Source organism: Mycobacterium sp. D16Q13, assembly GCF_002013375.1.
In the GTDB taxonomy this organism is placed as follows: domain Bacteria; phylum Actinomycetota; class Actinomycetes; order Mycobacteriales; family Mycobacteriaceae; genus Mycobacterium.
This window is the reverse complement of the sequence record NZ_MAEW01000003.1, coordinates 727,665-740,302: the sequence shown is the minus strand read 5'-3', so window position 1 is coordinate 740,302 and position 12,638 is coordinate 727,665. Positions and strand designations below refer to the sequence as shown.

12 protein-coding genes are annotated in these 12,638 nt (G+C 64.8%); 7 read left to right on the top strand and 5 right to left on the bottom strand.

The features are described 5' to 3' along the window. Positions 1-9: 9 nt before the first annotated feature. Positions 10-183, bottom strand: a complete 174-nt coding sequence (locus tag B4400_RS06290) for a DUF2613 domain-containing protein (RefSeq protein WP_078293036.1) — start codon at positions 181-183, stop codon at positions 10-12. A 276-nt stretch (positions 184-459) separates the two neighbouring features. On the opposite strand from B4400_RS06290, the gene B4400_RS06285 reads away from it, so the two are divergent. Next, positions 460-1,509, top strand: a complete 1,050-nt coding sequence (locus B4400_RS06285; RefSeq protein WP_078307130.1) for a discoidin domain-containing protein — start codon at positions 460-462, stop codon at positions 1,507-1,509. 68 nt (positions 1,510-1,577) lie between these two features. Further along, the gene (locus B4400_RS06280) at positions 1,578-3,254 is read left to right on the top strand and encodes a sulfatase-like hydrolase/transferase (RefSeq protein WP_078307132.1); all 1,677 of its coding nucleotides are present in this window, start codon (positions 1,578-1,580) and stop codon (positions 3,252-3,254) included. Between the two features lie 14 nt (positions 3,255-3,268). Here B4400_RS06280 and B4400_RS06275 read toward each other — a convergent pair whose 3' ends face one another. Next, positions 3,269-3,601, bottom strand: a complete 333-nt coding sequence (locus B4400_RS06275; RefSeq protein WP_078307134.1) for a TfoX/Sxy family protein — start codon at positions 3,599-3,601, stop codon at positions 3,269-3,271. Positions 3,602-3,689: 88 nt separating this feature from the next. Between B4400_RS06275 and B4400_RS06270 the strand changes: the two genes are divergently transcribed. Together B4400_RS06270 and B4400_RS06265 are read left to right on the top strand one after the other, a co-directional pair. Beyond that, positions 3,690-4,916: an RNA polymerase sigma factor gene (locus B4400_RS06270; protein ID WP_078307136.1), complete on the top strand. Its 1,227-nt coding sequence runs from the start codon at positions 3,690-3,692 to the stop codon at positions 4,914-4,916. Positions 4,917-4,934: 18 nt separating this feature from the next. Further along, positions 4,935-6,059, top strand: a complete 1,125-nt coding sequence (locus tag B4400_RS06265; RefSeq protein WP_078307138.1) for a glycoside hydrolase family 3 N-terminal domain-containing protein — start codon at positions 4,935-4,937, stop codon at positions 6,057-6,059. Here B4400_RS06265 and B4400_RS06260 read toward each other — a convergent pair. Both B4400_RS06260 and B4400_RS06255 read right to left on the bottom strand, forming a co-directional pair. Then, on the bottom strand, positions 6,056-7,345 hold the full coding sequence (locus tag B4400_RS06260) for a cytochrome P450 (protein ID WP_078307140.1): 1,290 nt from the start codon (positions 7,343-7,345) through the stop codon (positions 6,056-6,058). The two genes, B4400_RS06265 and B4400_RS06260, sit on opposite strands and share 4 nt — an antisense overlap. Before the next feature lie 58 nt (positions 7,346-7,403). Then, the gene (locus B4400_RS06255; protein WP_078307142.1) at positions 7,404-8,744 is read right to left on the bottom strand and encodes a cytochrome P450; all 1,341 of its coding nucleotides are present in this window, start codon (positions 8,742-8,744) and stop codon (positions 7,404-7,406) included. A 349-nt stretch (positions 8,745-9,093) separates the two neighbouring features. On the opposite strand from B4400_RS06255, the gene B4400_RS06250 reads away from it, so the two are divergent. The 3 genes from B4400_RS06250 to B4400_RS06240 all read left to right on the top strand — a co-directional run bounded on the left by B4400_RS06250 (position 9,094) and on the right by B4400_RS06240 (position 11,807). Beyond that, positions 9,094-10,944, top strand: coding sequence for a fatty acyl-AMP ligase (locus tag B4400_RS06250; RefSeq protein WP_078307144.1), 1,851 nt, complete (start codon positions 9,094-9,096; stop codon positions 10,942-10,944). Between the two features lie 142 nt (positions 10,945-11,086). Continuing rightward, on the top strand, positions 11,087-11,443 hold the full coding sequence (locus B4400_RS06245; RefSeq protein WP_078307146.1) for a YciI family protein: 357 nt from the start codon (positions 11,087-11,089) through the stop codon (positions 11,441-11,443). A gap of 1 nt (position 11,444) precedes the next feature. Next, positions 11,445-11,807, top strand: coding sequence for a YciI family protein (locus tag B4400_RS06240; protein WP_078307148.1), 363 nt, complete (start codon positions 11,445-11,447; stop codon positions 11,805-11,807). 2 nt (positions 11,808-11,809) lie between these two features. Here the strand turns inward: B4400_RS06240 and B4400_RS06235 are convergent, their stop codons facing one another. Beyond that, positions 11,810-12,550, bottom strand: a complete 741-nt coding sequence (locus B4400_RS06235; RefSeq protein WP_078307150.1) for a MerR family transcriptional regulator — start codon at positions 12,548-12,550, stop codon at positions 11,810-11,812. Between the last annotated feature and the right edge of the window lie 88 nt (positions 12,551-12,638).

The window sequence follows — 12,638 nt, the reverse complement described above, 5'->3', positions numbered from 1 at the left end:
CGCGAGATGTCAGCTCCGGTTGCCGTAATCGGGGCGGTTGAGGATGGCGGTCGACGGATCGATTCCCGTCACGACCGGCTTCTTGTCCTGCTCGACCGACAGCGTGACGCCGAAGACGGCGGCGGCGCCCAGCAGCAGGCCGATCAGCACGCTTGCGGCGGCCGGCACCACAAATCTGGTCATCGGAGCTCCTCTGGGTCATGCAGATACCAGCGGCCAAACTAGCACGTCCGTCACGGGTGACAGTTCTGGACGGACAACCCACTGTGATACTGCGACGATTAGCTGGGTATCACTGGCGAGGTCGGGGGTGGGCAGACGAGCACTCTGCGGGCCTGCGGATACTCGGTTCGGGCGAGCCTCGAGTGAGCAAGGAACATGTTGAACCGTGAATAGACCGGCATGGCGGGTGGCCTCATGTGGCCGCTGGCGCCCGTTCGTGCGGAATAATGGCCGCCCATGACCGGTCCATACAACTACGGACCGGCGCCGGATTACGACGCGGAGCTTGCCGCCGCGCACAACCCGGCGCTACCGCAGGATCAACTGCTGCGACTGTGGCACACGCGTCCGGATCTGCGTGAAGCTCTGGCGCAGCTGCCCGCGTGCCCGCCTAACCTCGCCGCGCAGGTGAAGTTCTCCGATCCGTGGCGCGATCCGAATGCGCGATCGCATCGCGGGATCATCATGGCCTTCGCGATGCTCGCTGGTCTGCTCGTGGTCGTGGGGCTCGGCTACGTCGGATACATGGCGGTGCACGGCGACGGTTCCACCCAGCAGCAGACGCACGGGATGCTGCCGCCGAATGATCCGAAGACGACGAGCAGTGCGGCGACGACCACCACCGCGCCACCTCCCGTGCCGTCGAGTCCCGTCAAGCCGGTGGACTTGAGCACCAATTGCGTTCAGGCCGAGGACGGCACCGACAGCAATGGGGTGAAGTACGTCTACGACCCCGCTAAGGCATTCGACAACGACCCGCTCACCGCCTGGCGATGCCAGTGGAAGGAACAAGACGGCCAGTCGATCACGGCGAAGTTCGACCACCCGACACTCGTTACCTCGGTCGGTTTGGTGCCCGGATATGCCAAGACCGATATCGACGGATCCGACCGCTTCGCCCAGAACCGCAAGATCACCAGGGTGCGTTGGGAATTCAGCGACGGTAGTTCGGTCAAACAGCAGGTCCCGGTGAGCCGAGCGTTGGCAAGTGTCAAGGTCAATGTGGTGACCGATTCGGTGACCATGGTCATCGAGGCCACCGAACCCGGTGTGTCGATCGTGAACAAGAGTGGCCAGCGGCAGGACGCGTTCAACGGTCTTGTGTCGGTGAGCGAGATTGAGATCATGGGCACGCAGCCCCCGGCGGCCGAAGGGCCGGCGCCGGGGTCCGCGCCGGCGCCGGCGCCTCCGGTAGGTGCTCCGCCTCCGATGCCGGCGCCTGTCGCTCCGCCGCGCGGCGCGGCGCCCGCACCCGGCGCCGCGACCACGGCTCCCGCACAGCCGTAGCGCGTCGTACCCAAAACCGGCCGGGTTCTTCGGCGTTCATTGCCAGGAATTGCGGTTACGTTGGATGCATGGCCGAGCTCAACCGCAGGACCGTGCTGACCACTGGGGCTGTTGCGGCGGGTGCCGCCGCGGTCGGTTTCGGGGGATATGAGCTGCTCCGCAAGCCGAGTCGCACTGATTCACCGTCAGCCGGCGGGAACAAGCCGAACATCTTGGTGATCGTCGTGGATCAGATGCGGGCCCCGCAGTGGTTCCCCGATGTTCAGAAACTCACCAACCTCTTACCCAGTCTTAGTCGATTGCAAAGGGACAGCATCACCTTCGCGTCGCACTACACCGCATCGAACATGTGCACCCCGTCACGGGGAGCCATGACGACCGGGCTGTACTCACATCAGACCGGATGTCTGTTCACCGGGGAGGGGCCAACCGAATCGAGCCTGGCACCGCAGTTCCCCACCTGGGGCACCATGCTGCGACAGCAGGGATATCAGACCTGGTGGTGGGGCAAGTGGCATCTCGGTCACTGGAGTGACAACACACCCGAAGGTCTTGATGCACATGGTTTCTCGGGCGGCACCTTCCCGTCGCCGAACGGCATGCCGAACCAGGGACTGCAGAAGGACCCGGGGATCGTCGACCAGTTCGCGGGGTGGTTCGACGCCGAGGCAGGCAAGGGGCCGTGGTGCACGACGGTCTCTCTGGTGAATCCGCATGACATCTGCTGGTGGCCCAAGAATCCTCTCCCGGAAGATGTTCCGCACTGGTTTGATGCTGTGCCGGTCAACTTCCAGACGCCCGATGAGCTGCGCCAGCACGGCAAGCCGCAGCTGCAGATCGACTACGCCAATTTCATGTCGCCGATCATGACGGGCGCGGTGACCTACTCGGGACCGGATATGGCCCGTCAATGGGCCCGCTGCCTTGATATGTACCTGTGGCTACAACAGCAGGTGGATGCCCAGGTCGGCCGGGTGCTGGACAAGCTGGCATCGCGCCCAGAGGTGGATCGCAACACCGTCGTCGTCTTCACCTCCGATCATGGCGAATACGCGGGCTCGCATGGACTGCGCGGCAAGGGGGCCACTGCGTACGAGGAGGCCATCCGGGTTCCGCTGTACATCCGCGATCCGCACGGTGTGCTCACCCCGAAGCCGGGGGACACGCGCACCCAGCTGACCTCCAGCGTTGACCTCGCACCCCTGCTGCTGACGATCGGTTCCGGCGGCAATAGCTGGCGTTCTGATCCGCGTTTTTCGTATCTGGCCGCGCGCGCCGACATCGCCGGCATCGCTAAAAACAATGCGGCAGGGCGCAAGTGGATCGCGCACGTCACCGATGACATGTCGGTGGAAGAGATGGCCACCTTCCTCAAGGATCCCCAGATCCGTGCGGTGATGGGTGAGAACGCGCCCACCGAGATCCCCACCTCGGCGCCCAGTCATATCGTCGCGGTCCGTACCGCCGAGGCGAAGCTGGCCACCTACTCGTACTGGAAATCCGGCGGCATGCAGATCGACAGTGCGCGGCCGTCGGATCGCGAATTCTATGACTATTCAACGCCTTCCGGTCAGCAAGAGATCGAGAACCAGACAGGGCGCGGGGGCAAGGAGGCCGGGCTGCAAGCCCTCATCGACAACGAGGTGCTGCCTGAGGTGCAGGCGCCGTTGCCGACGTTCCTGGGTGAGGCGCAGGAGCAGGGCCTGGCCGATATGCAGAAACTGATGGTGCTGCGCGGCGGATAGTCGATCGGCGCGGTCTACTTGGGTGGAAGCGACCCGGCGAAGGCCAGTGCCCGTTTCACCCACGGCTCCAGCTGTCGCTTGGTGCGCACACCCTCGGCGTCGATGCTCAACCAGCCATCCATCTCGCGCCCACCCATCACCATCCGGCTCACATGCTTCTTGGCCGTCAGGGCCTCGGTGTCGTGGGGATCGCAGCGGGCCAGTAGTCCGCCTTCGCGTTTCGCGGCGACCGTCATGTGCCCGTCCACCAGAAACGCGAGGCCGCCAAACATCCGTTTCTCGGTGACACCCTTCGTTGCCGCGATCACTTCACGGATGCGCTCCACGAGGTCCTCGTCATAGGCCATGGGGTCAATTGTCGCGCGCTGTCGATTGAGATACCTGCTGTTCGTGGTCCTGATAGGACACACGACACCTGAGAGGCACCATTGACCCGTGGCGCACGACGAGATAGGCCGGATCTTCCGCGAGGAGTACGGCCGCACCGTGGCGACCTTGATCCGCTACTTCGGCAGCATCGACCTCGCCGAGGACGCCGTACAAGAAGCGTTCGAGGTAGCCATCGCGAAATGGCCGCAGGACGGCATACCGCCGAATCCCGGCGCGTGGATCACCACGACGGCCCGCAACCGCGGCATCGACAAACTGCGGCGCGACCGGCGGCGCGACGAACTGTCCAGGGAGGCAACGGCTCTCGACGAGGAGCAACCGGAACCCCAGGAGGTGGGTCCGGTGCAGGATGATCGCCTGCGGCTCATCTTCACCTGCTGTCACCCGGCGCTGTCCCCCGAGGCGCAGGTCGCCCTGACACTGCGCTTACTCGGCGGACTCACCACGCCCGAGATCGCCCATGCGTATCTGGTCTCCGAATCGACCATGGCCGCGCGCATCACACGAGCCAAGAAGAAGATCGCGTCGGCGGGTATTCCGTACCGAGTGCCCGGGGATCACGATCTGCCGGACCGGCTGTCATCGGTGCTGGCCGCGCTCTACCTCGTCTACAACGAGGGCTATGCCGCCTCTTCAGGCACCACGCTCACCCGCACGGATCTGTCCGCCGAGGCGATCAGGCTGGCGAGGGTGCTCGCTGATCTGATGCCCGACGAACCCGAGGCCGTGGGACTGCTCGCATTGGTGCTGCTCACCGAGGCCCGCCGTCCCGCCCGGACCGATGGCGCCGGAGCGCTCGTGCTGCTCGCCGATCAGGACCGCACGCGGTGGAACCACGCGATGATCGAGGAGGGGCACCAACTGGTACGACGCTGCCTGAGGCGCAACGCCCCGGGCCCGTATCAGATCCAGGCCGCCATCAATGCCGTTCATGACGACGCTCCCTCGGCAGCGCTTACCGACTGGGGCCAGATCGTCGCGCTGTATGACCAGCTGACGGTGTTCACTCCCACCACTGTCGTCGCCCTCAATCGTGCGGTGGCCATTGGTGAACGCGACGGCGCGCAGGCCGGACTGGATGCCATCGACTCGCTGCGGCAGCATCTCGACGCCTACTACCCACTGCATGCCGCGCGCGCCGATCTGCTCACCAGACTCGGCCGGAATCGGGAGGCAGCGGACGCCTACCGAAAAGCATTGGTACTCACGGATAACGAGGTATTCCGCGGGTACCTCGGTGACCGGCTGGCCCGGCTCGACACCGGCGCATGACACGATGGCCTCATGAGAATGCGTGCAGGGCTAGTACTGACCGGTCTCGTTGCGGTGGCGCTGTCCGCCTGTGGCGGCAACGCGCCGGAGCCCGCGAAGGAGTCTGCTACGTCCGCACCAAAGACGCCCGTCACTGCCGCGCCCGCAGGCGATCTAGCCTGCCTGAGCACCCGCGACAGGTTGGCGCAGCTACTCATGGTGGGCGTCAAGGACGCCGACGACGCCCGCGCACTGGTGCGTGATCACCACGTCGGCGGCATCTTCGTCGGCAGCTGGACCAAGAAGGAGATGCTGACCGACGGCTCCCTGCACGACGTCGTCACCGCCGGGCCGATCCCGGCCGCGGTGAGCGTCGACGAGGAGGGCGGCCGGGTGTCTCGTCTGAAGGACCTCATTGGTCCGTCGCCGTCCGCCCGGGAGCTGGCCGCCACCCAGACCCCCGAACAGGTGCAGGCGCTCAGCCAGGAACGTGGTCAGAAGATGAAGGACCTCGGCATCACCATCGACTTCGCCCCCGATGCCGATGTGACCGATGGCGACCCTGATGGCGCGATAGGCGACCGTTCCTACAGCGGCGATCCGCAGAAGGTCGCCGAGTACGCCGAGGCCGCCGTGCGGGGATATCAGGCCGGCGGCGTAGGCGCCGTGGTCAAGCATTTCCCGGGCCATGGTCACGCTTCGGGCGATTCGCACACCAACGGTGTGGTGACCCCGCCGCTGGAGCAGCTGCGGGACACCGATTTGGTGCCGTACCGCTCGCTGGTGACCAGCGGTGCCGCCGTGATGATCGGCCACATGCAGGTGCCCGGACTGACCGGCGACGACCCGGCCAGCCTGAGCGCTGCCGCAGTCGACTTGCTGCGCAAGGGAACCGGCTACGGAGCGCCGACTTACGACGGCGTGATCTTCACCGATGACTTGTCCTCGATGGCTGCCATCACCGACCGCTTCCCGATCGAGGAGGCCGTGCTCAAGTCGATCAAGGCGGGCATCGACTGGGCGCTCTGGGTGAGTACCGAGAAGGTCGGCTCTGTTCTGGACCGTCTCGAATCGGCCTACAACGCAGGTGAATTGAACGGCGACGCGATCAATGCGTCGGTGCGCCGGGTGCTGGCGTTCAAGGGTGTTCCCGCCTGCGGTTAATGCCCCAGCGTCACGGGCAGACTGCGCAGCCCGTGAATACCCATCCCGTCGAAGTACTGTGGCTCGCCTGCCAGCGCTAAGCGCGGGAAGCGTTCGAAGAGCGACTGCAGGGCGATGTGCAGCTCGACGCGTGCCAGCACCTGGCCGAGGCACACGTGAATTCCGGTGCCCAGCGTGATGTTCTCGCGCGCATTGGCGCGGGTGATGTCGAAGACGTCCGGGTTCTCGAATGCGGCGGGGTCGCGGTTGGCCCCGCCGAGCAACAGCAGCGCCGACTGACCCGCCTCGATGGTGTGTCCCTCGATCTCGACCGTCTCGGTGGCGACGCGGGCGGACCATTGATTCGAGGTGTCGTAGCGCATGAGCTCCTCGACGGCGTTGGGCCACAGACTCGGATCGGCGTGTAGCGCCGCCAGCTGCTCCGGGTGGCGCAGCAGTGTGACTATCGCCTTGCCCATCAGGTGCGTGGTGGTCACGAATCCCGCGCCCAGGAACACCGCGAAGAACATCTTGAGCTCGAAATGGCTCAGATCACTGTCGAGAAGCCCTGCGGCCAGTTCGCTCGTGGTTCCGTCCCGGCGAAGCCGGGCGACGTGCTTCTCGAGGTACTCATCTATTTCCCGTAAAGCCGCTGTGCCATCCTGGTATTGGCGCCAAGACGGTGCGGTGGTAGCGATCAGCTGGATCGCGCGATTCATGGCCGTGTACAGGAGCGAGTAGTCCTGCGGAGGTACGGCGATCATCTCGCCGATCACGGCGATGGGGATTTTCGCGGTGAAATCGGTGATCAGATCCGGGTGAGGACGCTGTTCCAGCGCGTCCAGGTGGCCGTTCGTCACCTCCTGGATGCGTCCGCGGAGAGACTCGATGGCGCGCGGAGTGAATGGCGCGGCGACAAGACGTCGCAGCCGACCGTGATCGGGTGGGTCGGTGATCAGAATGGATGGCGGCTCGGCGGGATTGAGCAGCCGCGGGTCGCTCCACGCGGCCAGGCGCTTGATGATGGGCGACGCGGACCGGTGCTCGGGCTTGAAGGTGACGAACCGGTTGTCGCGGAAGATTGTTCGGACGATCTGCGCATCCGCGGTGATCCAGCCACCGCCGGACTGTGACATCCTTCCGCGGCCGCGGATTTTGTCGATGATGCCGTAGATGCCCGCGGCCTGGGCGGTGTCGATTCCGAGCTGCGCGACGGGTTCACCTCGGCGGGCAAGCACTTTCAGGTACGCACGGGCTATCCCATGCGTCACGGCCCAATGGGTGCGCTGTTTGATCCGGTCGTGCATCTGTCCGATCCCCGTGTCGGCCCGCTCGATGCCAAGCGGACACCAAGCAGCCTCGAGATTAACTGCTGGCCCGCACCCGGGCACGGCCGAGGTTCACCGGCAGGCTTCCGAAGCCATGCAGATTGACATGCTTACCGGGGGTCGGATCGGCGGCCAGGGAGAGTTCGGGGAAGCGTTCGAAGAGCGACTGCAACGCCACCACTCCTTCCATCCGGGCCAGGCTCGCCCCCAGGCAGACATGTACTCCGCTGCCGAACGCCACGTGCTCGCGTGCGTTGGCGCGGCTGACGTCGAAGACATCGGGCTCGTCGAAAACAGCCGGGTCGCGGTTGGCGCCACCGAGCAGCAGCACCGCCATAGAGCCGGCAGGCAGTGTGTGCCCTTCGAATTCGACTGTTTCGGTGGCTACCCGGCCGGTGACCTGCACGGGGGAGTCGTAGCGCAGAATCTCCTCGACGGCGTTCGGCCACCCCTCCGGATTCTCCCGCAGATAGTCCAGCTGTTCTGAGTGACGCAGCAGAGCCACGATGCCATTCCCGATGAGATTGACCGTCGTCTCGAATCCGGCGCCGAGCAGCAGTGCCATGGTTGCCTTGAGTTCGCGGTCGTTCAGATCGCCGTCGCGCACGATGCTCGCGAGGATGCCGTCGAGGGTGGGATCCTGCGCCAGCTCGCTGCGCAACTGGATCAGGTGCGCGTCGAAGTAGCGGTCGATCTCCACGAGCGCCTGGGTGGCGTCTCGATACGCCGACCAGGTCATGCCGATATCCAAGAGCGCCGCTCCGTGGTTGCCCCATTGGAGAAGGAAGGGGGCGTCGGCGCGCGGCACGCCGAGCATCTCGGCGATGATCGCCACCGGTAGTTGGGACGCGTAGTCGTCGAGCAGATCGGCGCGCTCTTGCCGTTCCAGGTTCTCGAGCAGTTCGAGTGTCACCTCGCGGACGCGGTCTTCCAACTTGCTCACCGCGCGCGGCGTGAACGCCTTGGATACCAGCTTGCGGAACCGGGTGTGTTCGGGCGGATCGACGGCCAGCATGGCGGGCGGCTCCACCGGATTGGGCAGACCGGGCTCGGTTTTCTCGAAGATCCACCGGCTGAGCGCCTGGGGCAGAACGGGGGAGGGAATGTTGTTGGGCGCCATCGTGATGAATCGGTGGTCCCGCAAGATCTCGCGTGTCTGCGCCAGGCCGGTGAAGACCAGGCCGGTGGCGCGAGCCGGAGCGATCGGACCGACTGACCGGATCTGTTCGATGTACCGGTAGTGATTGTCGGCTCGGTCCGGGCTGAGGAACAACGCCGCCAACGGCATCGTCCGGACCTGCGTGAGTAGTCCGATGCGGCTGATGCCGTGCATGGCCACCCACCGCGACCAGTACTTGACCCGATTCCTGGGGCGCATATCTGCCTCCGACGCTGGATGCTATTTGTCACGAGTCTAATAGCGGCCCGGCGGGAAGGGAATGCCGAAAAATCTTGAGGGATTTCCCAGGCTGCAGGCAGGAGATGGGCCACGCCCGGCGTCGATCGGTCGTACCGATCACATCACTACTCCGGGGTGTCAAAGCACACAGTGAACAATGTGCTCTCGGGCCTTTTTAGACACGGCGTCCTAGTGGGACTTCGAGTACCGTTTGCTACTGGTACGTCACGTACCATCTACGTTCGGTCGGGACCGTAGCAAAGCGTGATGGCTTATTCATGGCTACTCGTCGTCCGGCTGTCGTGGTTACGGCTACGCGGAGGTTGGGATGAGTGCGCTGGTGACAGGGTTACGTGTCGAGGAGTACCTGGACGAGACGGGCGCCATCTCCTTACCGGACGGTTACACCGTCAACCATTATCTTGAGAGCGCTGTCGACGGCGAGCACGACACTTTTGCCTATCGCTATGTGGACTTCAGTAGCGACCCGGACGGCGAACCGTCCGATCTGAACTGGCCACAGCTTCGTGCGCGTTCCCGTGCCGTCGCGGCACGGCTTCAGCAGGTGACCAAGCCGGGAGACCGGGTCGCGATCCTGGCGCCCCAAGGCCTTGATTACGTCATCGGCTTCTTCGCCGCCATCGAGGCCGGAAACATCGCGGTCCCCCTCTTCGCCCCGGAACTTCCCGGGCACGCCGAACGGCTCGACGCGGTGCTTACCGACGCCCAACCGACGGTCGTGCTTACCAACGAAGCGGCCGCCGAATCCGTCAGCAGCTTCGTCCGAAGACTGCCGCGCGAGCGTCGCCCCCGGGTACTTGCCGTCGACGGCGTGCCGAATTCGGTGGGCGCGACCTATGCCAGAGTGACGCCGAGTACCGATGACATCGCCTACTTGCAGTACACATCGGGTTCGACGCGAGTGCCCGCCGGTGTGGAGATCACCCACCGTGCGGTGATGACCAACGTCCTGCAAATGGTCATCTCGGTGGGCCTGGATGTCGATGTCCGAGGAGCGAGTTGGCTGCCGCTCTATCACGACATGGGTCTGCTCATGCTCATGTTCCCGCTCTGCGGAGGCCGGATGACGCTGATGTCCCCGATGTCGTTCGTGCGCAGGCCCGGACGCTGGATCAAGGAGCTGGCGGCCGCGTCTCACCTGGGCCGCACCTTTGGAGCAGCCCCCAACTTCGCCTTCGAGCTCGCCGCCGAGCGCGGCCTACCGAAGGACGGCGAAGCCCTAGACCTGAGCAATGTGGCGGGGCTGATCAATGGTTCCGAGCCGGTCAGCATTGCCTCGATCCGGAAGTTCAACGCAGCCTTCGGCCCACATGGTCTGCCGCCCAACGCCATTAAGCCCTCCTACGGCATGGCCGAGGCGACGCTGTTCGTCTCCTCCATCGCCCCCGAGGCAGAGCCGTCTGTCATCTATGTGGATCGTGAACAGCTAGGCGCAGGGTATGCGGTCCGCGTGGAAGCCACTCACGAGAATGCGGTGCCGCAAGTGTCGTGTGGGCAGATCGCCCGCAGCCAGTGGGCTGTCATCGTCAATCCCGGCACCGAGGCGGAGCTGCCCGACGGGCAGGTGGGTGAGATCTGGCTGCACGGCAACAACATTGGCCGCGGTTACTGGGGCCGGCCCAGAGAGACAGACCTCTCCTTCCATAACAAGCTGCAGGAACGTGTAGCCGAGGACAGTCACGCCGTGGGTACCGAACCGGGCGCGCTCTGGTTCCGCACCGGAGACCTTGGTGTCTATGTCGACGGCGAGCTCTACATCACCGGGCGGGTTAAAGATCTGGTGATTGTGGACGGCCGTAACCACTACCCGCACGACATCGAGGCCACGGTCGAAGAGTCGTCGCCGGTGGTGCGGCGCGGCTTCGTGGCGGCCTTCTCGGTGCCCGCCAACGAGTTGCCGGTTGGCGTCGATGCGGGTGATGGCGCCGGGGAGAGATTGGTCATCGTCGCTGAGCGGGCCGCTGGAGCCGGGCGGGCCGAACCCAGCCCCATCGTCGACGCGATCCGCGCCGCGGTGTCCCGTCGGCACACACTGCCGGTCACCGATGTGCAGCTGGTTCAGGCCGGCGCGATCCCGCGTACCAGCAGCGGAAAGATCGCACGCCGAGCCTGCCGCCAGGAGTACCTGAACAACAAACTCGGAACGCGCGCCTCCTAAGTAGGCGGTTCCAAGCACGATCTTTCGCGATCTCTTCCCGAATTTTCGATGAGGTGTCGATTCTGGGGAGGTCTATTCGTGGTGTGGTTGAAGGGAAGCCGAACGGGCGCCCATCGATGGCTACGGATAGAAAAGGACGACCATGAAGCAGTACTTACTCTCGGTCCACAGTTACGCGGAGAACGCGGCCGATTGGAGTGACGAGGATGTGCAGCGGCTCTACGCACAGACTGGCGTGCTCAACGAGAGGATGAAGGAGGCCGGTGTCTGGGTCTTCGCCAACGGGCTGACCGAACCGTCGGATGCGACGGTGGTGCGCAGCGCGGACGGCAAGATCACCACCACCGACGGCCCATACCTGGAAACCAAGGAGCACCTCGGCGGTTTCTGGATCATCAACGCGCCCGACCTGGACGCGGCGCTGAAGTGGGCTGCCGAGGGGTCGGCGGCATGCGAGGAGCCCGTCGAGGTGCGCCCCTTCCAGGACGAGGAGGCCTGACATGAGCCGCTATCTACTCTCGATCGTCTACCCGCCCGAGGCGGTCCAGCCCGACGCCGCCGCGCTGGAAACCATCGGCGCCGATGTGCAGGCAGTCACCCGGCGCATGCAGGAGGCGGGTGTGTGGCTGTTCGCGGCCGGATTGCAGCCTGCCGACACCGCGACCATGGTGACCGCCAACGCCTCTGGGCATACCGCCACCGACGGTCCCTACACCGAGACCAAGGAGCAGCTCGGCGGCTTCAGCATCATCGACGTGCCCACCCTGGCCGAAGCCCAGCAGTGGGCCGCCGAGGTGTCCCGCGCGGTCTGGTGCCCCATCGAGGTACGTGGCCTGGACCGGGGCTGCGGCGAGGTGGACTGAGCTCAGGCCGACGAGGCCGGGCGGGTGCTCTTGAGCATCGTCTCGGCCTCGTCGGCCTGCTGCAAGAGAATCGGATCGACGGTGTCGTCCAGGGCACGGGCCAACAGCCGGGAGGCCAGCGTGACCGTCAACTGCTTTGCCCGCGAGGCATTATCGGCGATGGTTTCCCAGTCGGTGGAGGTGTATCCGGATTCGGTGAAGGGCTGCCACACGTCGGCGACGTAGGCACCGAGAAGTAGTTGGGCTATCTGGTGCTGAAGCCGATCGACTTCGCGGAGCGTCTCGGATATGCGAGACAGGGACATACCGGCGGTCACCAGCAGCTGGATGGCGTCAAGTGTTTCGGTATCCCGCACCGACACCGTCTGGATGTCGATGTCGGAGAGCAGTCCCGCCTCGGCCAGTGCGGTGTCGGCATCCTCGCCGAGGCGCTGTACCAGCTCGGCGCGGGGGAGGATCACCGGCTCGCCGGTGGCGAAGGGACTGAGGGCCTCGGTGACCATCTTGCGCACGCTGTCCTCCGAGCCGCCGCCGGAGTCAATGACCCGTCGGATGACATCCAGCGGAAAGCCTTGGGACTTAAGATTTTTCACGTGGTTAATGATCGCCACGTGGTCATCGGAGTAGATGCCGATACGTCCCCGCTTTTCGGGCGGGGGAACCAGTCCGAGCGTCTGCCACTCACGGATGTTGCGCGCCGTCATGGCCACCCGCTGTGCCAGCTGATCGATCGTCAGTTCCATCAGGGTTAAAGATTACCCCATTGTCCGTTACGGAAAGTTCCGTTACGGTTATTGATGGAACTCAACGACGAGTGATGAGAGGTTCACC

What these genes read in the sequence shown, in the direction of transcription:
- B4400_RS06260 (WP_078307140.1), bottom strand. Translation starts at nt 7,345, where the DNA reads ATGCACGACCGGATCAAACAGCGCACCCATTGGGCCGTGACGCATGGG.
- B4400_RS06245 (WP_078307146.1), top strand. Translation starts at nt 11,087, where the DNA reads ATGAAGCAGTACTTACTCTCGGTCCACAGTTACGCGGAGAACGCGGCC.
- B4400_RS06280 (WP_078307132.1), top strand. Translation starts at nt 1,578, where the DNA reads ATGGCCGAGCTCAACCGCAGGACCGTGCTGACCACTGGGGCTGTTGCG.
- B4400_RS06290 (WP_078293036.1), bottom strand. Translation starts at nt 183, where the DNA reads ATGACCAGATTTGTGGTGCCGGCCGCCGCAAGCGTGCTGATCGGCCTG.
- B4400_RS06255 (WP_078307142.1), bottom strand. Translation starts at nt 8,744, where the DNA reads ATGCGCCCCAGGAATCGGGTCAAGTACTGGTCGCGGTGGGTGGCCATG.
- B4400_RS06235 (WP_078307150.1), bottom strand. Translation starts at nt 12,550, where the DNA reads ATGGAACTGACGATCGATCAGCTGGCACAGCGGGTGGCCATGACGGCG.
- B4400_RS06250 (WP_078307144.1), top strand. Translation starts at nt 9,094, where the DNA reads ATGAGTGCGCTGGTGACAGGGTTACGTGTCGAGGAGTACCTGGACGAG.
- B4400_RS06275 (WP_078307134.1), bottom strand. Translation starts at nt 3,601, where the DNA reads ATGGCCTATGACGAGGACCTCGTGGAGCGCATCCGTGAAGTGATCGCG.
- B4400_RS06265 (WP_078307138.1), top strand. Translation starts at nt 4,935, where the DNA reads ATGCGTGCAGGGCTAGTACTGACCGGTCTCGTTGCGGTGGCGCTGTCC.
- B4400_RS06285 (WP_078307130.1), top strand. Translation starts at nt 460, where the DNA reads ATGACCGGTCCATACAACTACGGACCGGCGCCGGATTACGACGCGGAG.
- B4400_RS06240 (WP_078307148.1), top strand. Translation starts at nt 11,445, where the DNA reads ATGAGCCGCTATCTACTCTCGATCGTCTACCCGCCCGAGGCGGTCCAG.